A 23,550-nucleotide genomic window follows, 5' to 3' on the forward strand; every position below is an offset into this window, starting at 1 on the left:
AATGACTGATGCCACAGGGACACAACACGCCATCGCTTTATGAAATGCTGAGCGGTAATTTCTCAGGTGGCCTGAGCCTCAACCAGGTCAGCGAACAGAATCAGGTGATTTTATCAGTACTCGATAACATGCAGCGCATCCTCAACTGCCGCGCCGGTACGCTGGCTCACTTGCCGGACTACGGCCTGCCGGATATGACAAAAATCCTCCAGGGAATGCCCGGTACCGCCCATCAGCTGATTACCACACTGTCGGCCATATTGCTGAAATATGAGCCGCGCCTGAGCCGGATTAACGTGGTGATGCAGGAACAGATTCAGCCCGGTGAACTCCGCTACGCCATTGATGCGGAGCTGAAGGGGGTCGGGCTGGTGCGCTACGGCACGGAATTTATGCCCGAGGGCAGGGTATTAATCCGTCATCTGAAACAACAGCAATACCTCGATGCACGAGCCGCCATCTAGTTATTACTCAGGTTAAAACAGTTATGACAATAAATTCTGAACGCCAACTTAAAACCGGCGGGGATCCGCGCACGCTTGCGGATTACGCTGCCTTGCGCGAAGAAATGAACAAGCTCACCCATCCGGCACGCCCGGATGTTAACTGGCAACACGCGGAAACGCTCTGTCTGTCACTGTTCGAGCATAACGGTGTGGAGCTACAAACGGCTGCCTGGTATACGCTCGCCCGCACGCATCTCGCCGGACTCTACGGCATGAATGAAGGGCTGGGGCTACTGGCTGCACTGGTCGTCCGTCAGTGGGGTAGCCTCTGGCCACAGCCTGTCCATGCGCGAGTTGAAATCCTCAGCGCACTGAGCAAACGCCTGCAACAGGTGGTGAGAACGCTGACGTTGACGTATGCCGATTTAGGGCAGCTTTATCAGGCTGAGGAGAATCTGAACGCTCTGAGTGACATGTTGCAGCGCCTCGAACTTAAGCATGCTGCTCAGCTTGATGCCCTGCGCACGATGATGCAGAACGCAGCAGTGCGTCTGGAAAACAGTGATAATACGGGCGTGAGTCTGCCGGGTAACACGATGGGGGCCGCGGAACTTGATCTCACCGAACCGACAGAGCGTTGTAAATGGGTTTATGTGGTTCAGCCCGAGCCGTTGCCGAATAAAGAGCCTCCTGTACCCGTGAAGCAGTGGAAGCCATTTGCTGCGGGTATGTTGTTCATGCTGGTGGCAGCCAGCATTGTCGCAGTGGGATGGCAGACGATGCATGCGCCAGATTCGGCGCAAATGCAGCTGGCTGCGACTCTGGCTCCTTTACCTGAAGGACTCTCTACAGCACAGTTGCAGGCGCTGCAACAAACGTCACCGCCACCTGAACCGGGGATCAGCAAGACACAGCAGCTGTTAGCGCAGCTTTTACACCTGAAACCAGACTGGGCAGTAAGCTACGGCGACCGTCTGGTGCAGCAGGCGCTGACGCTGTGGCCAGAAGAGGCCAAACCCCTGGCACAACAGTGGCACAAGCAAATTAGCGTTTCCGGACTTGCAGAGTCAGAGCTGAATGGCTGGCATCAGGGAATGACGCAGTTACAGCAGTTGACGAACAGGCTAAACGCGCTGGATGAACAGAAGGGGAAGTACATGACGGTCAGCGAACTGAAATCAGCCGTGTTTGCCATGTCGCAGTCCTTCAGCCATACCGTTCCGCTTGAGGAGCGGCTTCGTCTGCTTTCCATTTTACCTGCCGGGCAACCCCTGTCAGCAGCGCAGCTAAACCAGACCGAACAGCATCTTCAGCAGTTGATTGCCAGCTATGCCCTGCTGAAGCACCAAAAAGAATAATGAGACTGGCGAAAAACACGGAGTTGACATGTCAGCAAGAGAGCGTTTTTTTAAGAAAGTGCAGCAGAGCATCGGGGACAAACCGATCTATGTTAATACGGCTGAGGCCGAAGTCAGGGCGTTTTGTGAGCGGATGGAGGATCTTGCACAGCAAATCATTACATGGTTTGAAGGTTCTGGTATTGAAATATTTTTATCTAAAAAACATATCACCGATTTAAGTACGGTTGGCTATAGCCTCAGTAGCGGTATATGCCGTTATGCCATTACGACGATCATTTTGCAAAATGGGGATCGCAGCGTCACCATTATGCCAGAACAGGTGATCAGGGGGCCGGAGAAGGGGTGTGTGACGATGAGTATTAATGTCCCCGATAGTCTGTCGGGGGCGAGTATATTCCATTTAAGCATGGCGCCTGATACAGGCTGGTATATTCGTCGCGGGCATCAAAGTGCAAAAGAGAATATTCTCATGAATGAGGACTGTTTTTTCCAGACTATCGACTGTCTGGCCTGAACGTAAGCCACTCTAACGGGAGGGCGCGTATTAACTACGTTAACTTATTAAGCACCACTAAACAACGGCGCCCTACAGTACCCCTCCTTAAATATATAATTGCCATTTTTGAAGGGGTATCAGCAACCCAACGACAAGACAGACATTTAGCGTAAAACATGCTTTTTGTCCGCCTTAAGTAAAACTGCGCAAATCAAACTGCAAAACAACAAACCAGCGACGAACGTGAGGACAAATTCGTATGGCAATGCTATAACCCTTAATGCCAACCAAAATATAATGTCCCAGGAAAACGTATGCTAAGAAATATTAGTGTCAGAACGTTCATTGTCTATTTCCTTTTATGTGTATTTTTGGTAAGTGATGGAGTTATAGCGCTATTTTCACGGAATTCTTCGCTTTTTATTGCAGTCATAATTGTACAATTCATCGCCTTATTTTTACTCTGGGCGTACATGACCAAATATCTTGTTACGCCGATCAATACTGTGAAAAAAAGTATTGAAGAAGTAACGTCAGGCAAACTTGGCGTGTTGATACCTGAATTTGGCAACAACTGTGCGGGACGACTGATCCCGGGGATTAACAGTCTCTCCAACAACATTGCAACGCTGGTCCGTGAGATCCGCGCCTCCTCGCAAACCGCGATGACCCTGTCTGATCAACTCTCTTCACGCAGCGCGCAGCTTTCCGTCAAAACAGAACAGCAGTCAGCTTCGCTGGTGCAAACGGCAGCCAGCATGGAAGAGATGGCTGCAAGTACAAAAAATAATGCCGACAATACCCGTTTAGCCAGCGAGCAGGCGAATATCGCGACGTTACAGGCGCGTAAAGGCGGAGAATTAATGGGGCAGGTCGCGAACAATATGCAGTCGATTACCGACTGCGCCCAGCAAATGACAGAGATTATCTCGCTGATTGACGGGATCGCTTTTCAGACCAATATTCTGGCGCTTAACGCCGCCGTTGAAGCGGCAAGAGCGGGCGACCATGGTAAAGGGTTTTCTGTGGTCGCGGGTGAGGTGAGAAGCCTGGCGCATCGTAGCGCCGAAGCGGCAAAAAATATTAAGTCACTGATTGAAGTTACCAGCCATAACGTGACGCAGGGCGTTAACGTGGTCTCTGAAGCCGAAAAAAACATGCATGACATTGTTACCGGTTCGGGCAATGTGAGCAGACTGATGGATGAAATATCCGCCTCAACATCAGAACAGGAAAAAGGTATTTCACAAATTACGCAGGCATTATCAGAGCTTGAACGCGTAACGCAGAGCAACGTGTCGATGGTTGAGGAACTCAATGGATCGTCAGATGTGCTGCGCAATCAGGTGATTGAGCTCCAGACACGAACACGTAATTTCCGTCTGGAAAATGAGTTCCAGACTGACAATGCGTTAAGAAGCCGCGAATGGGCGGTGAATTCCTGAACGTATTCAGGACGATGCCTCACATAATTATTGCTTAACCCTCGGCGAAAGCTAGACTGACACCGAAAGAGATAAAACGGTGGAGGCGCTGTGGAGAGCATTAAAGGGTCTGAGGTTAACGTACCTGACGCAGTTTTTGCATGGGTGTTTGATGGACAAGGCGGCGCAAGGCCGCTTGAAGATCAGGATCACATCGACAGCGAACATCCATGCTGGCTGCACCTCAACTACACGCACCCGGACAGCGCCGAGTGGCTCGCGTCTACGCCGCTATTGCCTAACAACGTTCGGGATGCGCTGGCGGGAGAAAGTCTCAGACCCCGCGTCAGCCGGATGGGTGAGGGGACGTTAATTACGCTGCGTTGTATAAACGGCAGTACGGATGAGCGTCCGGATCAGCTGGTGGCAATGCGTGTTTATATGGATGAACGGCTGATTGTTTCCACCCGCCAGCGAAAAGTGCTGGCGCTGGATGACGTCATTAACGATCTGAAAGAGGGCACCGGACCTACGGATTGCGGCAGCTGGCTGGTGGATGTGTGTGATGCGCTGACCGATCATGCCAGCGAGTTTATAGAAGAACTTCACGATAAAATCATCGATCTGGAAGATAACCTGCTCGATCAGCAAATCCCCCCACGTGGTTTTCTGGCGCTGCTGCGTAAGCAGCTCATCGTGATGCGCCGCTATATGACCCCTCAGCGCGACGTTTATGCGCGGCTGGCCAGCGAACGCATGAGCTGGATGAACGACGATCAACGCCGCAGAATGCAGGATATCGCTGACCGGCTCGGACGTGGACTGGACGAGATTGACTCATGTATTGCCAGAACGGCAGTCATGGCGGATGAGATAGCCCAGGTGATGCAGGAGTCGTTAGCCAGGAGAACGTACACCATGTCGCTGATGGCGATGGTCTTTTTACCGAGTACCTTCCTGACGGGGTTGTTTGGCGTAAACCTCGGAGGGATCCCCGGCGGTGAATATCACTATGGCTTCACCACGTTTTGCGTCATGTTAGTGGTTTTGATTGGCGGTGTTGCGTGGTGGTTGCATCGTAGTAAATGGCTGTAAATTTACGCTTTTCTGAGGCAGAGTCGGCTTCAAAACGACATTTTAATTGAGCGAAGTCAATAAACTCCGACCATTTTAGGTGCAATATTACTCCCGCAGGTGAATGCAACGTCAAGCGATGGGCGTTGCGCTCCATATTGTCTTACTTCCTTTTTTTGAATTACTGCATAGCACAATTGATTCGTACGACGCCGACTTCATAGTCGGCTTTTTTTTTGCCTCCTGTTTATCTGCGTCTACCCTTTAGGGGTCAGCACCCTAATCTGGAGGAAAAGATGAGTATGCTACTTGCCCTGCAACGCCTTAACACCTGGCAGTCCGATCCGGTGCCCACCGATCCGACGCCGATACCCGATCCTGTCCCACGTCCGCAGCCGATGCCGGATCCGCCGCCCGATGAAGAACCGATTAAATTGTCGCATCGTTAGCGCAGATCTGCGAGGATACGCGCCATCTGACTGCAATCATTACCACGAGAGTATATTGTGACCGCTTTTTCCACGCTGAACGTTCTGCCTGAAGCCCAACTGACTAACCTGAATGAGTTGGGCTACCTCACTATGACCCCTGTCCAGGCCGCCGCGCTGCCGGCTATCCTTGAAGGCCGTGACGTGCGCGTGCAGGCGAAAACCGGCAGTGGAAAAACGGCTGCATTCGGGCTAGGCCTGTTACAACACATTGATGCAACCCTGTTTCAGACTCAGTCCCTGATACTCTGCCCGACGCGCGAGCTGGCCGACCAGGTCGCGGGTGAGCTGCGTCGTCTGGCGCGTTTTTTGCCTAACACTAAAATTTTAACGCTCTGCGGCGGGCAACCGTTCGGTGCGCAGCGCGATTCCCTTCAGCACGCGCCGCATATCATTGTGGCAACGCCGGGCCGTCTGCTCGATCACCTGCAAAAAGGCACCGTTTCACTCGATGCACTGCAAACGCTGGTGATGGATGAAGCTGACCGCATGCTGGATATGGGCTTCAGCGATGCGATTGACGAAGTGATCCGCTTTGCGCCAGCCACGCGTCAGACGCTGCTCTTTTCTGCCACCTGGCCAGAGGCGATAGCGGCGATCAGCGGGCGCGTGCAGAAGAACCCGCTGACCATTGAAATCGATACTGTCGATGCGTTACCGGCGATTGAGCAGCAGTTCTTCGAGACATCGCAGCAGGGCAAAATTCCACTGCTACAAAAATTGCTGAGCCAACATCAGCCAGCGTCCTGCGTGGTGTTCTGTAATACCAAAAAAGATTGTCAGGCGGTGTGCGATGCTCTGAATGATGCCGGACAGAGCGCATTATCGCTGCATGGCGATCTGGAACAGCGCGATCGCGATCAGACGCTGGTGCGTTTCGCTAACGGCAGCGCACGCGTGCTGGTTGCAACGGATGTGGCGGCCCGTGGCCTGGATATTAAATCGCTTGAGCTGGTGGTGAATTTCGAACTGGCATGGGATCCGGAAGTGCATGTCCACCGCATCGGACGTACCGCGCGCGCAGGTAACAGTGGTCTCGCCATCAGCTTCTGCGCACCTGAAGAGGCGCAGCGCGCCAATATTCTTGCGGAAATGCTGCAACTGAAACTCAACTGGGTGAATACCCCTGGTAATATCAGCATCGCTCCGCTGGCGGCGGAAATGGCCACCCTGTGCATCGACGGCGGTAAAAAGGCCAAAATGCGTCCCGGTGACGTTCTGGGGGCGTTAACTGGGGATATCGGTCTCGACGGGGCAGATATTGGCAAGATCACGGTCCATCCTGCGCATGTCTACGTAGCGGTTCGCCAGTCGGTTGCGCATAAGGCCTGGAAACAGTTGCAGGGCGGGAAGATTAAAGGGAAGACCTGCCGCGTTCGACTGCTGAAATAAGCTTAAAACGCGTCTCAGAAACGATATCTGAGACGCTGCCAGGTTACTTGACTTCTACCACGTTCAGGCGCAGTTCATCGAATTGCGCATCCTCTTCCTCTGGCTGCCAGCCAGCAGGCTGCATCGGGATCTCTTCGCGGTCAAACGCCAGATCCCCGCCATTCACCACCTCTGAACCGTGGTTAATCCCTTTGAAATCGAACAGTTCAACGTCGGCCAGGTGCGAAGGCACCACGTTCTGCATGGCGCTGAACATGGTTTCGATGCGGCCCGGATAGCGTTTATCCCAGTCACGCAGCATGTCGCCAATGACCTGACGTTGCAGGTTCGGCTGTGAGCCGCACAGATTGCACGGAATGATAGGGAAGGCTTTGGCCTGGGAGAAACGCTCAATGTCTTTCTCGCGGCAGTAGGCGAGTGGGCGGATCACGATGTGTTTGCCGTCGTCGCTCATCAGCTTCGGTGGCATTCCCTTCATTTTGCCGCCATAGAACATATTCAGAAACAGCGTTTGCAGAATGTCGTCCCGGTGATGACCAAGCGCAATCTTGGTGGCGCCCAGTTCGGTTGCGGTGCGGTACAGAATGCCGCGACGCAAACGTGAGCAGAGCGAGCAGGTCGTTTTGCCCTCTGGGATCTTCTCTTTAACAATGCCGTAGGTATTCTCTTCTACGATTTTGTACTCAACGCCCAGGTTCTCAAGGTACTCCGGCAGGATATGTTCCGGGAAGCCGGGCTGTTTCTGATCGAGGTTAACCGCGACCAGGGAAAAGTTCACCGGTGCGCTTTGCTGTAGATTGCGCAGGATCTCCAGCATGGTGTAGCTGTCTTTACCGCCCGACAGGCAGACCATGATGCGATCGCCTTCTTCAATCATGTTGAAGTCTGCAATGGCTTCGCCCACGTTACGGCGCAGTCGCTTTTGCAGTTTATTCAGGTTGTACTGTTTTTTCTTGTTAATTTCTTGATTTTGTTGCATCTATTCGTTACTCAGATCTCAAATGGGGCACAGGGTGAGGAAAACGATTTCAAAGCGTCAGCTTCGTGTTCATCTCTTCTATCCATGTAGCATAGATTTCATACACCATCTGCGCATGTACGTGCCCCATCTGGTTGCGATAAAAGACGGGTTTGCGGCTACCGGTAAAAACCAGCATGCGAAAGTGTGTCGTGTATGGTACGGATTGCAGCGCCGAATGCCAGCACGATTTACAAATGAGCTCCACAGGAGAAGTTTAGTTAAGACTGAAGGGTTGTCTACACTTACAGCTTACGCAGTAAAAACGGAGGTGAAAATGACTGACCGTCCCGTTAATGGTGACCATCCTGATTATAATCCCAGCCCGGATAACCCGGACAAGGATGGAAAAAAACCGAAAGATGATCCTGGCTCAGCGCCTGAATCAGGCGATAAAGATCCAGAGTAATGACCTGCCGCCTTTTCGAAGGCGGTTTTAACACCCATTCGGCCTCTCTATGCGCACCGCTATTCATGTTGTCCTCTTCAACGTTGTCTGATAACCGCTCAGAACCCCTACTGTTTTGCCTGGCGAACAGCTGAGATAAAGCACGGATCTCATTCCCGCGTACCAGCGCGTTTTACATTTCTCCTGCTACGCTTTTGAGGGGGACAAGGGAGCGCTTCTATGAAAAATAAAGACGAGCAGACAGGATTAGTTGGGCTGGCGATTGGTGCCGCCGTTATCGGGCTGGTTTCATCCCAGAAGATCATCAACCGTGAAAGTATTGTCGCTGAGCTGGTAAGGCTCGGCAGGCAGAAGGGGGATGGTGTCGAAGATGAGGTCTTTTTAAAAGCGGCTGAGTTAGTGAGAAAAGGAGTATAACGATGGCTGACATTCGTCATGCACAGTGTCATTGTGGGGCGGTGAAATTTACGGTTGAGCTGTCGGACGGCCTGAATACCGCACGTCGATGTAGCTGCTCGTTTTGCAGGATGCGTGGGGCGGTAGTGGTTTCAGCGCCTTTGACGGGCATTAAGGTGACGCAGGGCGCGGACACGCTCACAGAGTACCGTTTCAACACCGGCACGGCGCGCCATTTCTTCTGTTTGATCTGCGGAATTTACACGTTCCACCAACGACGTTCCAATCCCAATGAATATGGTGTGAATGTCGCCTGTCTGGAAAATGTCACGCCATTCGACTTCCCGGAAGTGGCGGTAATGGATGGAGTAAATCACCCTATGGATGGCGACAGCGGGGTAATTGGTTATCTCTCTTTTCGCAAAGAACAGGCGAAACAGCGATAAAATTAGCCCGCAGATCGCTGCGGGCTAACGGGATTAGAACTGGTAAACCAGACCTAACGCTACGATGTCATCCGTACCGATGCCATTGTTTTTGTAGAACGAATCATCTTCATCCAGCAGGTTGATTTTATAATCAACATAGGTGGACATGTTTTTGTTGAAATAGTAGGTAGCACCGACGTCAGCGTATTTCACCAGATCTTTATCGTCCTGGCCATTGCCCAGGTCTTTACCTTTGGACTGTAAATAGGAAATAGCCGGACGCAGACCGAAATCGAACTGATATTGTGCGGTGACTTCGAAGTTCTGGGTTTTGTTTGCAATACCGCCGCCATCTTGGCTATCGGTTGAACCATAAGGGGTCATATTGCGGGTTTCGGAATACATTGCCGCCAGGTAAATATTGTTAGCGTCATATTTCAGGCCAGCAGTCCATGCATCCGCCTTATCGCCACCTGCATACTGAGATGCTGCGCCAGTGCCAGCACTAACCTGATCGTTGGTACGGTCAGATGACGTATATGCCGCGCCTGCGCTGAAGCCCATGCCAAAGTCATAGGTGGTGGAGATACCGAAGCCATCACCGTTTTGATTACGAATGTTGTTATCTGAACGGTTATTAGTGCCTTCCTGAGAGCAGCCATACTCGTCACAGTTGCTGCCTTCATTATTACCCTGATACTGCACCGCGAAGTTCAGACCCTGCACCAGACCAAAGAAGTCGGTGTTACGGTAGGTAGCCACGCCGTTTGCACGACCGGTCATAAAGTTATCGGCATAAGTATAAGAGTCGCCACCAAATTCTGGCAGCATATCGGTCCAGCCTTCAACGTCGTACAGGACGCCATAGTTACGGCCGTAATCGAAGGAGCCGTAATCGCCCACCTTCACACCGGCGAAGGCCAGACGCGTCCAGGACTGATTGTCAGAACCTTCGGTGTTGTTTGCCTGAATGTTGTATTCCCATTGTGCGAAGCCGGTCATCATGTCGTTGATTTGGGTTTCACCTTTGAAGCCCAGTCGCATATAGGTTTGATCGCCATCTTTAGACGCGTCGTCAGAGAAATAATGCAGACCATCTACTTTGCCATACAGATCCAGTTTATTGCCGTCTTTATTATAAATTTCAGCTGCGTGAGCGGCGCCAGCCATTAACAAAGCGGGGATCATCAGTGCCAGTACTTTTCTTTGCATTTTGATTATTCCTTTGCAGTTATTTTTTTATTACTTCGTGAACTTTCCGGGCTGGAAAGCTGTCCCATGCTAAATCACTCTGACGGCGGATGAATAAAATATAATTGTTACGGGTTAAGTAAAATCTAAACTAAATGATGCGGTAGAAATAACGATTGATGCCATGAATGAATTATTATAATCAATACAAAATAAAAATTATTAATTACGTGGAAAACAAGGTAACCTCCACGCCGTTATATGCCTTTAAGATTTTTTCATCCATAATTCACGTGAATATTGTTCAGAACATTGAGGCAATTTTCACCGATCTTCTGGATTCGCCCGGTGCACGTGCATCGGGCTTTTTTTGGCAAAAAAATGCCCGGACATGCCGGGCATACAGGTTATTCGCTGGTCGATTTTTCGGCTTTCCCCGCCAGTTGCGCCAGGAAGTCATACCGCTTCTGTAGATCCGCTGCCGCATCCTTCCATAGCTGCTCTGCCACTTCTGGCTGTTGAGCGTTCAGCCTGCGGAAACGCTGCTCCTGAAGTAAGGTTTCGGCAAGGGCGTCTGACGGCGGACGCGAATCCAGCGCCAGCGGCAATTTCCCTTCATCGGTACGGCGCGGGTCGAAGCGGTACAGTGGCCAGAAGCCGGTTGCGGTGAGCTGACGCATCTGGTCGTGGCTGAGCGCCAGATCGTAGCCATGCTCCTCACACGGACTGTAGGCGATAATCAGCGACGGCCCTGGATACGCTTCCGCTTCCTGAATGGCTTTCACCGTCTGGTTGAGCTGCGCCCCCAGCGAAATCTGCGCGACGTAGACGTGTCCATACATCATCATGCTGACGCCCAAATCTTTACGCGCCTTGCGCTTGCCGTGCTCACCAAATTTCGTGACCGCCCCTAATGGCGTTGCTTTCGAGGCCTGTCCGCCGGTGTTGGAATAGCACTGAGTATCAAGCACCAGAATATTGACGTTTTCGGTCAGGCTCAGGACATGATCAAGACCGCCGAAACCAATATCGTAGGCCCACCCGTCGCCGCCGATCAGCCAGACAGATTTTTCAACCAGCGCGTCAGCATCAGTCAGGAGTTGTTCAGCCCCTTCAACACCCTGAAGCGCGTTGCGCAGTTCAGCAACCTGCGCGCGACGAACGTCAGGTGTGGCCTCCGCATGCAGGGCATCATTCAGTTCTGCCGGGATCTTATCGGCAAAGTGTGCCAGCAGACGCATTACGCGGGCGCGGTGCTGATCGACCGTCAGACGGAATCCCAGACCAAATTCTGCGTTGTCCTCGAAAAGCGAGTTTGCCCACGCCGGGCCGCGACCGTTCGCGTCGGTGGTGTATGGCGTAGACGGCAGGTTACCCCCATAGATTGACGAGCAGCCCGTCGCGTTGGCAATCAGCATTCGGTCACCGTAAAGCTGAGTGAGCAGTTTGATATACGGTGTTTCGCCGCAGCCGGAGCACGCCCCGGAGTACTCGAAGAGCGGGGTGATGAGCTGCGAGGTACGAATGTCAATGCGTTCCAGCTTGTTGCGATCGATTTCGGGCAGGTCGAGGAAGAAATCATAATTCACTTTCTCTTCTTCAACATGTTCAAGACGCGACATCATATTGATGGCTTTGATTGACGGGTCCTGACGATCTTTCGCCGGGCACACCTCGACGCACAGGTTACAGCCGGTACAGTCTTCCGGCGCCACCTGTAGGACATATTTCTGACCACGCATATCGCGGGATTTTACATCCAGCGAGTGCAAACTTTCCGGCGCGCCATCTAACGCTTCTGGCGACACCACTTTGGCGCGAATGGCCGAGTGAGGGCAGGCCGCCACGCAGTGGTTGCATTGGGTGCACAGCTCTTCTTTCCAGATAGGGATCGCTTCGGCAATGTTGCGTTTTTCCCAGCGGGTCGTGCCCATCGGCCAGGTTCCGTCAGGCGGAAGCGCAGAGACGGGAAGGGTGTCGCCCAGTCCGGCAAGCATCGCCGCCGTGACGGTTTTGACGAAATCCGGGGCGGCGTCAGACACCACTGGCGGCCGGTTCGGACTGCTGGCATTGACCGGCTGCAACGGCACCGCGAACAGCGATTCGCGGGCCAGCGCCAGCGCCTGCCAGTTGCGCTCAACCAGTTCCTGACCCTTGCTGCTGTAGCTTTTGGCGATTGCACCCTGAAGCTCCATCAGCGCGCTGTCGCCCGGCAGAATATTGGTCAGGTGGAAGAACGCCATCTGCATAACCGTATTGATGCGCGCCGCCAGGCCGCATTCGCGGGCGATCTTCGCGGCGTTAATGACATACAGGCGCGCCTGTTTCTGGTTAAGCACTGCCTGGACTTCCTGGGGCAGGCGTGCCCAGACCTCATCGGCGCTGTAAGGGGTGTTGATCAGGAAAATACCGCCGGGCTTCAGGCGCTCGGCCATCTGATATTTATCAATGAACTGGAGCTGGTGACAGCCAACAAAATCCGCCTGAGAAATCAGGTATGCCGAGCGGATCGGGTGTTCGCTGACGCGCAGGTGGGAAATGGTCAGTCCGCCCGCTTTTTTGGAATCGTAGACGAAATACCCTTGCGCATACCACGGCGTGGAGTTGCCGATAATTTTGATGTTGTTCTTGGTCGCCGAGACGCTGCCGTCGCTGCCCAGACCGTAGAACAGCGCTTCCAGTTTCGCAGTCGAGGGCAGGGTGTTTTCCGGCAAGGGGAGAGAAAGGTTAGTCACGTCATCATAAATGCCGACCGTAAAGCGCGGCTTCGGTTTTGCCTCGCGGAGTTCAGCAAATACCGCCAGGACGCACTCCGGCCCGAACTCTTTGGAAGACAATCCATAACGCCCGCCAATGACGCGCGGCAGCGTTTCGCGCTCACCGCGGTTAAACGCCTCAGCCAGAGCGGTCATCACATCCAGATAAAGTGGCTCAGCCTGTGCGCCAGGCTCTTTGGTGCGGTCCAGTACCGCCACTGCACGCGCGCTATCCGGCAGGGCTGCGAGCAGGTGTTTCGCTGAGAAGGGACGGTAGAGGCGAACTTTGAGCACGCCAACTTTTTCACCACGCGTCAATAGCTCATCAACCACCTCTTCACAGGTGCCGATGGCAGAGCCCATCAGGACGATCACGCGCTCGGCCTGTGGATGACCGTAATATTCAAACGGCTTATATTCGCGGCCCGTCGCAGCGGCAAAATCGTCCATCGCCTGTTCAACGTGCTCATAGACCGCGTTGTACCACGGGTTTGTCGCCTCGCGGGACTGGAAATAGGTATCCGGGTTCGCAGAGGTACCCCGGATCACCGGATGTTCCGGATTGAGGGCGCGTGCGCGATGCGCATCGATGTCAGCCTGCGGCAGCAGATTAAGAATAGTGTCGTCCGGTAGCGGAACGATTTTATTGATCTCGTGGGACGTACGGAAACCATCGAAGAAATGAATAAATGGCACTCGGCTTTTCAGCGTGGCGATATGCGAAATCAGCGCGAAGTCCTGCGCTTCCTGCACGCTGCTGGCGCAGAGCATAGCGCAGCCGGTCTGACGCACGGCCATCACATCTGAGTGGTCGCCAAAAATAGAGAGAGCGTGAGTGGCTACGGTGCGTGCGGCAACGTGCAACACAAACGGCGTTAATTGCCCTGCCAGCTTGTAAAGCGTGGGGATCATCAACAGCAGCCCCTGAGACGACGTGAACGAGGTCGACAGGGCACCGGTCTGCAACGCACCATGCACGGTGGCAATGGCACCGGCTTCGGACTGCATCTCTACAACCCGCGGGACATCGCCCCAGACGTTTTTTATCCCATTACCAGCCCAGGCGTCAGCCTGTTCAGCCATCGTGGAGCTGGGAGTGATGGGGTAGATGGCGATCACTTCGCTGGTACGAAACGCAACAGACGCGACTGCACCATTGCCGTCAATAGTTTGCATAGGACAACACCCTTACATTGCGCAAAAAGAGGGGCCTGAAAAACGACGACAGACCCTGAATATTATCTGTGTATTTTAGCAAAGCTCAGGTTTTACGATTTTCGCTTTTGTGTCCTTGGTATGCGCTGTATCAATGACTCGATGGCTACTCGCGTTAAAAAATTGCGAGAAATTGTTACCAGGGCGCATAAATACGCACATCCGCTCTCGACGATGCGGCGCGTGATGCCTATTATGCATAGGTTTCGCGTTAATTATGGGGAGGAAGGTATGCGTTCAGCATTTTGGGTCGGATGTGCCGCGTTACTGTTGTCGGCATGCAGCAATGAACCTGTACAGCAGGCGACAGCGGCACACGTTACGCCAGGTATGCGGGCGGCTATGTCCAGTTCAGGTCAGGCCAACTGCGCAATGATCGGCGGTTCACTCTCCGTTGCCCGTCAGCTCGATGGCTCCGCCATCGGCATGTGCGCATTGCCAAATGGCAAACGCTGTAGTGAGCAGTCGCTTGCCGTAGGTTCGTGCGGAAGCTACTGAGTTATTCAACTCGCTTAAACATCAATGTCTTATTGGCTGTCGCCAGGGTTAACTGGTCTTCGGTCAGGTCTACCTGTGCCCCTGTGCGTAGCATATCGGCGATGGTCTGATCCAGTTCATTTAGCTGCGGCTCGGTGCAGAGTTTCCGCGTCATTGCCAGCGTTTTGACCGTCAACTCTCCTTCGGACAGTTTCCCCTGGCCGTTGAAGCCGTTGCACATTGTGCCGGAGACGACAATGTTGTTAATCAGGCTGATATTGGGTTGCGCACTGAAGCGAATTTCAGGCTGGGTTTTCCCGCCTTTAACCGCTTTGCCATCCACATTTTCCAGAACGAAACGATGATTCTCTAGCTGTTCGGTCTGAACGGAGGCTTTACCAGGATTAACGCATCCAGCCAGTGCGAGGCTGATTAAACTTACTGCCGCGAGCTTTTTCATTTTTTTTCTCAAACTATCAATACCGTAAATATTTTTTCAGTGTAACCATACCCTCCTGGGTGTTAATGGGGTTTATCTGAAAGTGCGGGAAGGGACCGGGCGGCGGCGCACCCGGTCAGTGAGTTAGTGCGATTTAAATCCGGCTGCGGCCATCAGCATTTTAAAGAGCATACTTACGCAGGCCAGCGCCAGAACGCTGCCGCCCCAGATGATGGCAAGCCACATCAAACGTTTCCATACAGGTTGTTGCATCAGTGATAACCCTCCCCATGCTGTACTTTTCCGCGAAAAACGTAATAACTCCAGAAGGTGTAGACCAGAATCACGGGAATGATCAACAGTGCACCCACTAACATAAAGCCCTGGCTTTGGACTGGCGCAGCGGCCTGCCACAGGGTAATGTCCGGCGGGACAATATGCGGCCAGATGCTGATCCCAAGCCCGCTAAAGCCAAGAAAAACCAGCCCTAATGTCATAATAAACGGCAGAGTATGGCTCGCAGGATCGTTCAGGCAGCGCCACTGGCACAGACTCAGGATCGCAACCAGCGCAGGCACGGGCAGCAGATAAAACAGATTCGGCAGCGTAAACCAGCGCGCAGCAATAGCTGGTTGGGCGAGAGGGGTCCAGATACTGATTACTGCAATGAATACCAGAAGCAGGAGCAGAAGCACTTTCGATACCTGACGCATCCGCTGTTGCAGGGCATTTTCGCTTTTCATTACCAGCCACGTTGAACCTAGCAGCGCGTAAGCCACTACAAGACCCGCACCGCAGAAAAAATTGAACGCGGTAAACCAGTCAAACGGACCACCGCTGTAAGCGCGACCAGTGACGCTGAACCCATGGATGACCGCGCCGACGGTGATGCCCTGGCTAAAGGTCGCCACAATTGATCCGCCAATAAAGGCCTTATCCCAGAACGGGCGGTGCGCCGGAGTGGCCTTGAAGCGAAATTCGAAGGCGACGCCACGAAATATAAGCCCGATCAGCATTATTGTCAGTGGAATGGTTAGCGCGTCGATGATAACCGCATAGGCGAGAGGAAAGGCGCCAAACAGGGCCGCACCGCCAAGCACCAGCCAGGTTTCGTTGCCATCCCAGACGGGAGCCACGCTATTGACCATCACGTCGCGGTCGTCCGCATTCGGCGTTGCCGGAAACAGGATGCCTATCCCCAGATCAAAACCGTCCATCACGATATACATCAACGTGGCGAAAACGATAATCACGAACCAGATAATGGAAAGATCGATACCCATTACGGTTACTCCTTGAATTCAGTGGTGACGGCAGAAAGCGGACGAGCAGGGCGGCCATCGGATTCAGTCGCGAAGGATTCATGGGGCTGCGGCCCTTTTTTAATCAGACGCACCATATAGCTGTAACCCACGCCGAATACCGCGGTATAAACCACGAAGAAGGCCAGCAAACTGACGCTCATGTGCAGATCGCCATGCGCGGAAACCGCATCCTTTGTACGCTGTAGACCATAGACGACCCAGGGCTGGCGGCCGACCTCCGTTGTTACCCATCCGGCGAGGATCGCGATCAGCCCGGACGGCCCCATCAGCAGGGCAAACCACAGGAAGGAACGTAAGGTATAAAGGCGCTGTTTATAACGCAGCCAGATTGCCGTCACGCCCAGGAGCAGCATCAACATTCCCAGGCCGGCCATGATGCGGAAAGACCAGAAGACAATGGTGGCGTTCGGGCGATCTTCTTTTGGGAACTCCTTCAATGCCGGAACCTGTTTATCAAGACTGTGGGTCAGGATCAGGCTGCCGAGAGCGGGAATTTCCAGGCCAAAACGGGTCCGTTCCTGCTCCATATCCGGCCAGCCAAATAGCAGCAGTGGGGTAGGCTCACCCGGCGGATTCTCCCAGTGGCCTTCTATGGCGGCTATTTTCGCTGGCTGGTGTTTTAAGGTGTTAAGTCCATGCATATCCCCCACCAGCGCCTGGACTGGGGCCACGATCAACGTCATCCACAACGCCATGGAAAACATGGTGCGAATAGCGGGCGTATTGTTTCCGCGCAGCAAATGCCAGGCCGCGGAGGCACCGACAAACAGCGCGCTGCTGAGAAATGCCGCTATCGACATGTGCAGCAGGCGGTAAGGGAAGGAGGGGTTAAATACCACGGCAAACCAGTCCACCGGAACGACCTGACCGTTGATGATTTCATACCCTTGCGGTGTCTGCATCCAGCTGTTTGACGAGAGGATCCAGAACGTAGACATGAGGGTCCCCAGTGCGACCATGCAGGTCGAAAAGAAGTGCAGCCCTGGCCCGACCTTATTCCAGCCAAACAACATTACCCCGAGGAACCCCGCCTCAAGGAAGAACGCGGTAAGCACTTCATAGGTCAGCAGGGGGCCGGTAATACTGCCCGCGAACTGCGAAAACCCACTCCAGTTAGTGCCAAACTGATAAGCCATCACCAGGCCGGAAACCACGCCCATCCCAAAGTTGACGGCGAAGATCTTCGACCAGAAATGGTACAGCGAGCGCCAGACGGGATTTTTTGTTTTCAACCACAGCCCTTCCAGCACGGCGAGATAGCTCGCCAGGCCAATGGTTATCGCCGGAAAAATAATATGAAAGGATACGGTAAAGGCGAACTGTATTCGCGCAAGATGAAACGCATCTAAACCAAACATGCACTGCCTCAATGTTAAACGGTGTACTGTTATGATAGAGAGGCGGCAAATGAGATATCAGGGGCAGAAATCGATAATTTATCTATAACAGTTGTGGGAAAAGCTGAACTTTATCTGGCTGATATAGGTAACAAGGAAGAATAAAAAATTTCTTTTTATGATTTTTACGCATTAAACAGCTTGCTTTGTCGCCAGCAACATGCGTTAATGGATTTCTGGTTTTGAATCCAAATAAATATCTGACGTAGTTTTATAAAGCAGTTCTCATCACGTTGTGCCTCTCCGCAGCCTCTCTTGGGTCTTTATCTACATTCCGATTAGTTTTGTATCGAACCATTTATTGCCTGATCGGCTCATGAGTAATTTACGTTTTTACGTTTACAGGAGAATCCTATGACTTCTTATATCCATTTCCGCTGCCCATGCTGTCATGGCTCGCAGTACCGCACCTCAGCTTTTGATGTGTCTGACAAAAATCCGTTCGGCGCGAAATGCATTTTCTGCAAATCGTCGATGATCACGCTCGACCACCTGGCCGCAGCGCGTTCTGCTCAGAATCACATTACAGAGTACCGCAAGTAATCTGCCGCGTTTCCTATAACAGTTAGCAAAATCTTCTCTTTTTCTCCTGCTGATATACACTGTCAGCAATAAGGAGAATCTGATGAAAAAATACCAGCGTCTGGCGCAACAAATTATCTCGCAGATTGAGCTTGGCGTATGGTTGCCGGGCGATAAGCTGCCTTCTCTGCGAGAGCAGGTGGCAAGCAGCGGCATGAGTTTTATGACCGTGGGCCACGCGTATCAGATGCTGGAAAGTCAGGGGCGCATTGTTGCCAGACCGCAGTCAGGCTATTACGTTGCCGCCCGCCCGATCACACACCAGCCTGCACCGCCCGCGCAGGTGATGCGCGATGAAGTGGTCGACATCAACACCTATATTTTCGACGTGCTACAGGCCAGCCGCGACCCCTCCGTTGTCCCTTTTGCCTCGGCGTTTCCCGATCCGCGCCTTTTCCCGCTTCAGCAACTCAACCGATCGCTGGCTAACGTCAGCAAAACGGCTACCGCCATGAGCGTGATCGAAAACCTGCCGCCGGGTAACGTCGACTTACGTCATGCCATTGCCCGTCGCTACGCTCAGCAGGGAATGAATATCTCCCCGGATGAAATTGTGATTACCGCGGGCGCGCTTGAGGCGCTCAACCTCAGTTTGCAGGCTGTGACTGAACCAGGGGACTGGGTTATCGTTGAAAACCCCTGTTTTTATGGCGCACTCCAGGCGCTTGAACGTCTGAAACTGAAAGCGCTGTCGGTTGCCACTGACGTGCGTGAGGGCATCGATCTCAGTGCCCTTGAGCAGGCGTTAAATGATTATCCGGTGAAAGCCTGCTGGCTGATGACCAACAGTCAGAACCCGCTCGGCTTCACGCTGAGTGCAGAGAAGAAAGCTCAGCTGGTGGCCTTACTCACCCGGCATAACGTCACGCTGATTGAAGACGATGTTTACAGCGAACTCTACTTTGGCCGCGAAAAGCCGCTTCCGGCAAAGGCCTGGGATAAGCAGGATATGACGTTGCACTGCTCCTCATTCTCCAAGTGTCTGGTGGCCGGTTTCCGTATTGGCTGGGTGGCGGCGGGAAAACATGCGCGCCGTATTCAGCAGTTGCAGCTGATGAGTACGTTGTCCACCAGCTCTCCCATGCAACTGGCGCTGGTGGATTACCTGGCGACCAAACGTTACGACGCCCACCTTCGTCGCCTGCGACGCACGCTTGCTGAACGCAAACAGCAGGCCTGGCAATCGCTTTTGCGTCATATGCCTGCTGGTGTCAAAATCCATCACAACGACAGCGGCTATTTTTTATGGCTGGAACTGCCTGAACAGCTGGATGCGGGGCGGTTGAGCGAGAAGGCGTTAACCCATCAAATCAGCATTGCGCCCGGCAAGATGTTTTCCACCTCCAATATCTGGACACCGTTTTTCCGTTTCAATACCTCATGGGGCTGGGGCGAGCGGGAGGAGCAGGCGGTCGTCCAGCTGGCGGGGTTAATCCGCGAAATGATGCTGCACCCAGTCACACCTTGATGAAAATTCCTGAAGCGACATGACGCGCGGTCTACCTTTAGTAAGGGAGCGCGGATTGGTAACGTGACGTTGTCACGTTTCTGCCCGCCAGAACGTGTGCTGACAGCGAAAACAATGTCGATTTCAACAGGACGATGCTATGCAAAATCAATTGCTGATTAATGGTGAACTGGTGACCGGCGAAGGTGAGAAGCAGGCGGTTTATAATCCTGCCACGGGTGAAGTGCTGCTGGAGATTGCTGAAGCGTCGGCAGCACAGGTGGACGCTGCCGTCCAGGCTGCCGATCGCGCGTTCACAGAGTGGGGACAAACGACGCCGAAAACGCGCGCCGAATGTCTGTTGAAACTGGCTGATGTGATAGAAGCCAACGCTGACGCGTTCGCAAAAGTGGAGTCCCTTAACTGCGGGAAACCGCTGCACTGTGTCCAGGGGGACGAGATCCCGGCCGTGGTCGATGTGTTTCGCTTCTTTGCCGGGGCAGCCCGCTGCCTGAACGGGCTGGCTGCCGGAGAATATCTTGAAGGACATACCTCGATGATCCGCCGCGACCCGGTTGGCGTTGTCGCCTCTATTGCCCCCTGGAACTATCCTCTGATGATGGCGGCGTGGAAGCTGGCGCCCGCGCTGGCGGCGGGAAACTGTGTCGTCATCAAGCCGTCTGAAATCACCCCGTTGACGGCGCTGAAGCTGGCGGAACTGGCGAAAGATATCTTCCCGCCAGGTGTGCTGAACGTGCTGTTTGGTCGCGGAAAAACCGTAGGAGATCCGCTGACCGGCCACGAAAAAGTCCGTATGGTTTCTCTCACCGGCTCTATTGCTACCGGAGAACATATTATCGGGCATACCGCATCTTCAGTTAAACGTACCCATATGGAATTGGGCGGAAAAGCCCCGGTCATTGTCTTTGACGATGCAGATTTGGATGCCGTGGTTGAAGGCGTGCGTACGTTTGGTTTCTACAATGCTGGTCAGGATTGTACCGCAGCCTGTCGTATCTATGCCCAGAAGGGGATTTACCCCGCGCTGGTCGAAAAGCTGGGCGCAGCCGTTGCCAGCCTGAAAATGGGCGCGCCGGACGATGCGTCAACCGAGCTGGGCCCGCTCAGCTCCGCAGCGCATCTTTCCCGCGTTTGTGCTGCCGTGGACGAAGCCAAAACCCTTGGACATATCCGCGTCGTCACCGGTGGCAGTAAAAGAGAGGGGGCAGGATATTACTTCCAGCCAACGCTGCTGGCCGGGGCGAAGCAGGAAGATGCGATCGTCCAGCGAGAAGTGTTTGGCCCGGTGGTCAGCGTGACAGAATTTGAGGATGAAGCGCAGGTGCTGAACTGGGCCAACGATTCGCAATACGGCCTGGCCTCGTCCGTCTGGACAAAAGACGTCGGACGCGCCCATCGCCTCAGCGCACGGTTGCAGTATGGCTGCACCTGGGTCAATACCCATTTTATGCTGGTGAGCGAAATGCCGCACGGCGGGATGAAGTTATCCGGTTATGGCAAAGATATGTCGGTCTACGGACTTGAGGATTACACGGTAGTCCGGCATGTAATGATCAAACACTAAACCCTCATGCCCGGCGCAGTGCCGGGCGATTCAGCTTACCAGCCACAGACCTCGTGTTCATTTTCCGTATCGTAGGCGCGAACGGTGTTCACCAGATCCTTCACGACATCTGCCGCGACGTCCGGGATCAACAGCTCCATTGGCGCTTCTGTTTCATAATCCACCGACACGCCGTTGCTGTTGTTGGTGACGGTCACGGTATAGGTAGCCTTACCCATTATCTACTCCTTATGCGTATTGACCACTTTACCGATGCCCGCACCGCTGAGCGTGACGGCAGGATCCGCAAAAAAGTCGATATTAAAATAGGTGTCGTCGGTCAGTAGCTCAATGCGGTGCCATTTTTGCGGTGGGGAGATGCCAAAAGAACCGGCCTCAATAACCACTTCCAGATCGGGCTCGGTGGCGTCGCCATCGGCAAAGCCAAAGTAACGCACCGCACCCTGCATGACGGACAACCGACCGTACACGCCGGCTTTGGTGTTGTGATGGGTAAAAAGCGCTTTTGGGGCGGTCTCTTTATTCCAGAACGGCGTCGAGCGGGTATGAACAAAGTTTTCAGGAATACGTAACATAATAGTTTCCTTCATGTTGGCGGGCGCTTAAAGGGACTTAAGCACCTCAGGTTCAACAAAGAATTCAATATTGAACAGGGTGTCGTCGGTCATCACCTCAATGTGGTGCCATCTCTCTGGCGGGAAAACGCCGAAACGACCCGCTTCAATGACGAGCTCGCTGTCAGGCTCAGAGGTAAATTCATCAGCATAGCCCAGATAACGCACTGCGCCACGCATCACCGACAGGCGAGGGTAAACGCCCGGACGCGTGCCCGTATCCAGGTGGCGTTTAAAAATGCCGGCGGGGGCCGTTTCTTTGTTCCAGAAAGGCGTGGAACGGGTGTGAATGCAACTCTGCGGAATGCGTAGCATGTTTCCTCCCTTAAAAGCCTGCTGGTATTAAACTGCTTTCTGAGGGGATGGATTTATCAAAAAGTGCATTTAATATGCATCTTATCAATAATAACCGTTTTGCTTTACCCGGCGTTGTTACACAAGGTACTCAGTTGTTATTATCCTTAGTATTTAAGTGGTTATGATGTAACGAAAAAACTTGATCTGTGTCAACATATGACGCATATTGCGTGCGGTTATTTTTCGGCTCAGGTAAACAGAATGACGTTGTATCAAAAGATGTTGGTGTTCTACGCAATCATGGCCTCCATCTGCGCATTAATCACCTGGTTCCTGTCTAAAGATCGTAAACGTATTCGCCTGTTGAGCGCATTCCTGGTGGGTTCCACCTGGCCGATGAGCTTTCCTGTTGCCCTGTTGATCTCTCTTTTCTGAAGCACGCTTCCAGAATCGGCATCCAGACATAGCATTCCATACATTGAGGCTGTATAAATATACAGTCCGTCATACATGGAGTGCTTATGATCAGTTTCTATTCGCAGCAAGCAGGCTGCACTGTGCGCTGGCAAGATCTTCCCGGTGTCGGTGACCCGGTTGTGTTTATCCACGGGTTGGGCTGTGCATCGTCGTATGAATATCCTCGTATTGTCTGTGATACCCGTTTCGGGGGGCGCAGAGCCATTCTGATCGATCTTCCCGGTAGCGGTTACAGTGACAAACCTGACAACTACCGTTATCGCACGAGCGAACAGGCGCAGGTGGTGGTTGAACTGTTAAACCATCTCGCCCTGGATAGTCTATGGCTGTATGGTCATAGCATGGGAGGGAGTATCGCGATCGAAACGGCAGCACTGTTAACGTCGCGCGTTAAGGGCCTGATAGTATCTGAACCCAATTTTCATGCGGGTGGCGGGATGTTCAGCCGAGCAATTGCGGCCCAAACGGAACAACATTTTCTGGCTCAGGGCTATGATGACATGCTGCGGGCGGAAACGTCGCCGTGGGCTGGAAGCCTTCAAAGCAATGCCCCCTGGGCCGTCTGGCGCGGCGCAACAAGCCTGGTCGAGGGCGTTAAACCTGACTGGGCACACCTGTTCTTGTCATTGAGCTGCCCGGTAATGTTAGTTTTTGGTGAGCGATCCCTGCCTGATGACGATTTTAATCGCCTGCAACAAAACAATGTTGCTGTAAAAATTATCCCTGATGCGGGCCATTCAATGTCCTGGGAAAACCCGTCAGCGTTGGCTCAGGCTTTATCTGGCTTCATAAACGGCTCATGAAGGGGTAGCCCGC

The 23,550-nt window shown here is 53.1% G+C and carries 26 protein-coding genes and 1 pseudogene; 16 read left to right on the forward strand and 11 right to left on the reverse strand.

Annotated features, from left to right (window positions below; genetic code table 11):
- The first annotated feature begins 8 nt into the window (after positions 1–8).
- The 7 genes from tssE to dbpA all read left to right on the forward strand — a co-directional run bounded on the left by tssE (position 9) and on the right by dbpA (position 6,681).
- Positions 9–464, forward strand: a complete 456-nt coding sequence (gene tssE / locus ACOTWU_RS11555) for a type VI secretion system baseplate subunit TssE (RefSeq protein WP_040117708.1) — start codon at positions 9–11, stop codon at positions 462–464.
- 23 nt (positions 465–487) lie between these two features.
- The gene (locus ACOTWU_RS11560; RefSeq protein ID WP_040117707.1) at positions 488–1,804 is read left to right on the forward strand and encodes a VasL domain-containing protein; all 1,317 of its coding nucleotides are present in this window, start codon (positions 488–490) and stop codon (positions 1,802–1,804) included.
- Between the two features lie 28 nt (positions 1,805–1,832).
- Positions 1,833–2,321, forward strand: a complete 489-nt coding sequence (locus ACOTWU_RS11565; RefSeq protein WP_220719533.1) for a hypothetical protein — start codon at positions 1,833–1,835, stop codon at positions 2,319–2,321.
- 296 nt (positions 2,322–2,617) lie between these two features.
- A complete protein-coding gene (locus tag ACOTWU_RS11570) occupies positions 2,618–3,748 on the forward strand; it encodes a methyl-accepting chemotaxis protein (RefSeq protein WP_126498568.1) in 1,131 nt (376 codons plus the stop codon).
- A gap of 90 nt (positions 3,749–3,838) precedes the next feature.
- Entirely contained in the window at positions 3,839–4,822 is a 984-nt protein-coding gene (gene zntB / locus ACOTWU_RS11575; RefSeq protein WP_017382256.1) for a zinc transporter ZntB, read from the forward strand.
- Positions 4,823–5,103: 281 nt separating this feature from the next.
- On the forward strand, positions 5,104–5,250 hold the full coding sequence (locus ACOTWU_RS11580) for a hypothetical protein (protein WP_275427718.1): 147 nt from the start codon (positions 5,104–5,106) through the stop codon (positions 5,248–5,250).
- 57 nt (positions 5,251–5,307) lie between these two features.
- The gene (gene dbpA / locus ACOTWU_RS11585; RefSeq protein ID WP_047717456.1) at positions 5,308–6,681 is read left to right on the forward strand and encodes an ATP-dependent RNA helicase DbpA; all 1,374 of its coding nucleotides are present in this window, start codon (positions 5,308–5,310) and stop codon (positions 6,679–6,681) included.
- A gap of 43 nt (positions 6,682–6,724) precedes the next feature.
- On the opposite strand, the gene ttcA is transcribed toward dbpA, so the two are convergent.
- Both ttcA and ACOTWU_RS11595 read right to left on the reverse strand, forming a co-directional pair.
- Complete coding sequence (gene ttcA, locus ACOTWU_RS11590; RefSeq protein WP_126498566.1) at positions 6,725–7,660, reverse strand: tRNA 2-thiocytidine(32) synthetase TtcA; 936 nt, start codon at positions 7,658–7,660, stop codon at positions 6,725–6,727.
- A 49-nt stretch (positions 7,661–7,709) separates the two neighbouring features.
- Positions 7,710–7,906: pseudogene (locus tag ACOTWU_RS11595) on the reverse strand (tyrosine-type recombinase/integrase); the annotation flags it as partial.
- 70 nt (positions 7,907–7,976) lie between these two features.
- Between ACOTWU_RS11595 and ACOTWU_RS11600 the strand changes: the two are divergent.
- From ACOTWU_RS11600 to ACOTWU_RS11610, 3 genes are all read left to right on the forward strand, one after another.
- Positions 7,977–8,108: a hypothetical protein gene (locus tag ACOTWU_RS11600; RefSeq protein WP_017693355.1), complete on the forward strand. Its 132-nt coding sequence runs from the start codon at positions 7,977–7,979 to the stop codon at positions 8,106–8,108.
- 219 nt (positions 8,109–8,327) lie between these two features.
- Complete coding sequence (locus ACOTWU_RS11605) at positions 8,328–8,525, forward strand: hypothetical protein (RefSeq protein ID WP_000790642.1); 198 nt, start codon at positions 8,328–8,330, stop codon at positions 8,523–8,525.
- Positions 8,526–8,527: 2 nt separating this feature from the next.
- A complete protein-coding gene (locus ACOTWU_RS11610; RefSeq protein WP_126498565.1) occupies positions 8,528–8,950 on the forward strand; it encodes a GFA family protein in 423 nt (140 codons plus the stop codon).
- 33 nt (positions 8,951–8,983) lie between these two features.
- On the opposite strand, the gene ompC is transcribed toward ACOTWU_RS11610, so the two are convergent.
- On the reverse strand, positions 8,984–10,144 hold the full coding sequence (gene ompC / locus ACOTWU_RS11615; protein WP_023303805.1) for a porin OmpC: 1,161 nt from the start codon (positions 10,142–10,144) through the stop codon (positions 8,984–8,986).
- Between the two features lie 386 nt (positions 10,145–10,530).
- On the reverse strand, positions 10,531–14,055 hold the full coding sequence (gene nifJ, locus ACOTWU_RS11620) for a pyruvate:ferredoxin (flavodoxin) oxidoreductase (protein ID WP_126498564.1): 3,525 nt from the start codon (positions 14,053–14,055) through the stop codon (positions 10,531–10,533).
- A gap of 270 nt (positions 14,056–14,325) precedes the next feature.
- On the opposite strand from nifJ, the gene ACOTWU_RS11625 reads away from it, so the two are divergent.
- On the forward strand, positions 14,326–14,592 hold the full coding sequence (locus ACOTWU_RS11625; protein WP_003856935.1) for a DUF333 domain-containing protein: 267 nt from the start codon (positions 14,326–14,328) through the stop codon (positions 14,590–14,592).
- A gap of 1 nt (position 14,593) precedes the next feature.
- On the opposite strand, the gene hslJ is transcribed toward ACOTWU_RS11625, so the two are convergent.
- The 4 genes from hslJ to ACOTWU_RS11645 all read right to left on the reverse strand — a co-directional run bounded on the left by hslJ (position 14,594) and on the right by ACOTWU_RS11645 (position 17,693).
- The gene (gene hslJ / locus ACOTWU_RS11630; RefSeq protein ID WP_015570436.1) at positions 14,594–15,031 is read right to left on the reverse strand and encodes a heat shock protein HslJ; all 438 of its coding nucleotides are present in this window, start codon (positions 15,029–15,031) and stop codon (positions 14,594–14,596) included.
- Positions 15,032–15,154: 123 nt separating this feature from the next.
- Positions 15,155–15,283 carry a DUF2474 domain-containing protein gene (locus tag ACOTWU_RS11635; RefSeq protein ID WP_017693358.1) on the reverse strand — a complete coding sequence of 43 codons (129 nt, stop codon included), beginning with the start codon at positions 15,281–15,283 and terminating at the stop codon, positions 15,155–15,157.
- Complete coding sequence (gene cydB / locus ACOTWU_RS11640) at positions 15,283–16,293, reverse strand: cytochrome d ubiquinol oxidase subunit II (RefSeq protein ID WP_040117699.1); 1,011 nt, start codon at positions 16,291–16,293, stop codon at positions 15,283–15,285. Before cydB ends, ACOTWU_RS11635 begins: the two co-directional genes overlap by 1 nt.
- Positions 16,294–16,298: 5 nt before the next feature.
- Positions 16,299–17,693 carry a cytochrome ubiquinol oxidase subunit I gene (locus ACOTWU_RS11645; protein ID WP_040117698.1) on the reverse strand — a complete coding sequence of 465 codons (1,395 nt, stop codon included), beginning with the start codon at positions 17,691–17,693 and terminating at the stop codon, positions 16,299–16,301.
- A 393-nt stretch (positions 17,694–18,086) separates the two neighbouring features.
- Here ACOTWU_RS11645 and ACOTWU_RS11650 point away from each other — a divergent pair, with 393 nt between their 5' ends.
- The 3 genes from ACOTWU_RS11650 to patD all read left to right on the forward strand — a co-directional run bounded on the left by ACOTWU_RS11650 (position 18,087) and on the right by patD (position 21,346).
- Positions 18,087–18,275 carry a hypothetical protein gene (locus ACOTWU_RS11650; RefSeq protein WP_017693360.1) on the forward strand — a complete coding sequence of 63 codons (189 nt, stop codon included), beginning with the start codon at positions 18,087–18,089 and terminating at the stop codon, positions 18,273–18,275.
- An 82-nt stretch (positions 18,276–18,357) separates the two neighbouring features.
- A complete protein-coding gene (locus ACOTWU_RS11655; RefSeq protein WP_015570440.1) occupies positions 18,358–19,782 on the forward strand; it encodes a PLP-dependent aminotransferase family protein in 1,425 nt (474 codons plus the stop codon).
- 139 nt (positions 19,783–19,921) lie between these two features.
- Positions 19,922–21,346, forward strand: coding sequence for an aminobutyraldehyde dehydrogenase (patD, locus tag ACOTWU_RS11660; RefSeq protein WP_017693362.1), 1,425 nt, complete (start codon positions 19,922–19,924; stop codon positions 21,344–21,346).
- A 35-nt stretch (positions 21,347–21,381) separates the two neighbouring features.
- Here patD and ACOTWU_RS11665 read toward each other — a convergent pair whose 3' ends face one another.
- Genes ACOTWU_RS11665 through ACOTWU_RS11675 form a run of 3 tightly spaced genes read right to left on the reverse strand, consistent with a single transcriptional unit; the run spans position 21,382 to position 22,275 of the window.
- Complete coding sequence (locus tag ACOTWU_RS11665) at positions 21,382–21,564, reverse strand: DUF1869 domain-containing protein (RefSeq protein WP_003856955.1); 183 nt, start codon at positions 21,562–21,564, stop codon at positions 21,382–21,384.
- A 3-nt stretch (positions 21,565–21,567) separates the two neighbouring features.
- Positions 21,568–21,921 (reverse strand): DUF1971 domain-containing protein, encoded by a 354-nt coding sequence (locus ACOTWU_RS11670; RefSeq protein WP_003856958.1) that lies wholly within the window; start codon positions 21,919–21,921, stop codon positions 21,568–21,570.
- 27 nt (positions 21,922–21,948) lie between these two features.
- Complete coding sequence (locus tag ACOTWU_RS11675; RefSeq protein WP_023303799.1) at positions 21,949–22,275, reverse strand: DUF1971 domain-containing protein; 327 nt, start codon at positions 22,273–22,275, stop codon at positions 21,949–21,951.
- A 243-nt stretch (positions 22,276–22,518) separates the two neighbouring features.
- Here ACOTWU_RS11675 and ACOTWU_RS11680 point away from each other — a divergent pair, with 243 nt between their 5' ends.
- The gene (locus ACOTWU_RS11680; RefSeq protein WP_003856960.1) at positions 22,519–22,692 is read left to right on the forward strand and encodes a GhoT/OrtT family toxin; all 174 of its coding nucleotides are present in this window, start codon (positions 22,519–22,521) and stop codon (positions 22,690–22,692) included.
- 86 nt (positions 22,693–22,778) lie between these two features.
- Positions 22,779–23,537 carry an alpha/beta fold hydrolase gene (locus ACOTWU_RS11685; protein WP_023303798.1) on the forward strand — a complete coding sequence of 253 codons (759 nt, stop codon included), beginning with the start codon at positions 22,779–22,781 and terminating at the stop codon, positions 23,535–23,537.
- Positions 23,538–23,550 lie beyond the last annotated feature (13 nt).

This window comes from Enterobacter cloacae complex sp. GYL001, from assembly GCF_049237125.1.
In the GTDB taxonomy this organism is placed as follows: Bacteria; Pseudomonadota; Gammaproteobacteria; order Enterobacterales; family Enterobacteriaceae; genus Enterobacter; species Enterobacter hormaechei_C.

Coding starts and splice junctions, on each gene's coding strand:
- ACOTWU_RS11560 (WP_040117707.1), top strand. CDS start 488: ATGACAATAAATTCTGAACGCCAACTTAAAACCGGCGGGGATCCGCGC.
- patD (WP_017693362.1), top strand. CDS start 19,922: ATGCAAAATCAATTGCTGATTAATGGTGAACTGGTGACCGGCGAAGGT.
- ompC (WP_023303805.1), bottom strand. CDS start 10,144: ATGCAAAGAAAAGTACTGGCACTGATGATCCCCGCTTTGTTAATGGCT.
- ACOTWU_RS11650 (WP_017693360.1), top strand. CDS start 18,087: ATGACTTCTTATATCCATTTCCGCTGCCCATGCTGTCATGGCTCGCAG.
- tssE (WP_040117708.1), top strand. CDS start 9: ATGCCACAGGGACACAACACGCCATCGCTTTATGAAATGCTGAGCGGT.
- cydB (WP_040117699.1), bottom strand. CDS start 16,293: ATGGGTATCGATCTTTCCATTATCTGGTTCGTGATTATCGTTTTCGCC.
- ACOTWU_RS11605 (WP_000790642.1), top strand. CDS start 8,328: ATGAAAAATAAAGACGAGCAGACAGGATTAGTTGGGCTGGCGATTGGT.
- ttcA (WP_126498566.1), bottom strand. CDS start 7,660: ATGCAACAAAATCAAGAAATTAACAAGAAAAAACAGTACAACCTGAAT.
- nifJ (WP_126498564.1), bottom strand. CDS start 14,055: ATGCAAACTATTGACGGCAATGGTGCAGTCGCGTCTGTTGCGTTTCGT.
- ACOTWU_RS11655 (WP_015570440.1), top strand. CDS start 18,358: ATGAAAAAATACCAGCGTCTGGCGCAACAAATTATCTCGCAGATTGAG.
- ACOTWU_RS11680 (WP_003856960.1), top strand. CDS start 22,519: ATGACGTTGTATCAAAAGATGTTGGTGTTCTACGCAATCATGGCCTCC.
- ACOTWU_RS11580 (WP_275427718.1), top strand. CDS start 5,104: ATGCTACTTGCCCTGCAACGCCTTAACACCTGGCAGTCCGATCCGGTG.
- ACOTWU_RS11610 (WP_126498565.1), top strand. CDS start 8,528: ATGGCTGACATTCGTCATGCACAGTGTCATTGTGGGGCGGTGAAATTT.
- ACOTWU_RS11635 (WP_017693358.1), bottom strand. CDS start 15,283: ATGCAACAACCTGTATGGAAACGTTTGATGTGGCTTGCCATCATCTGG.
- ACOTWU_RS11685 (WP_023303798.1), top strand. CDS start 22,779: ATGATCAGTTTCTATTCGCAGCAAGCAGGCTGCACTGTGCGCTGGCAA.
- hslJ (WP_015570436.1), bottom strand. CDS start 15,031: ATGAAAAAGCTCGCGGCAGTAAGTTTAATCAGCCTCGCACTGGCTGGA.
- ACOTWU_RS11665 (WP_003856955.1), bottom strand. CDS start 21,564: ATGGGTAAGGCTACCTATACCGTGACCGTCACCAACAACAGCAACGGC.
- ACOTWU_RS11565 (WP_220719533.1), top strand. CDS start 1,833: ATGTCAGCAAGAGAGCGTTTTTTTAAGAAAGTGCAGCAGAGCATCGGG.
- ACOTWU_RS11625 (WP_003856935.1), top strand. CDS start 14,326: ATGCGTTCAGCATTTTGGGTCGGATGTGCCGCGTTACTGTTGTCGGCA.
- ACOTWU_RS11570 (WP_126498568.1), top strand. CDS start 2,618: ATGCTAAGAAATATTAGTGTCAGAACGTTCATTGTCTATTTCCTTTTA.
- ACOTWU_RS11600 (WP_017693355.1), top strand. CDS start 7,977: ATGACTGACCGTCCCGTTAATGGTGACCATCCTGATTATAATCCCAGC.
- ACOTWU_RS11675 (WP_023303799.1), bottom strand. CDS start 22,275: ATGCTACGCATTCCGCAGAGTTGCATTCACACCCGTTCCACGCCTTTC.
- ACOTWU_RS11670 (WP_003856958.1), bottom strand. CDS start 21,921: ATGTTACGTATTCCTGAAAACTTTGTTCATACCCGCTCGACGCCGTTC.
- ACOTWU_RS11645 (WP_040117698.1), bottom strand. CDS start 17,693: ATGTTTGGTTTAGATGCGTTTCATCTTGCGCGAATACAGTTCGCCTTT.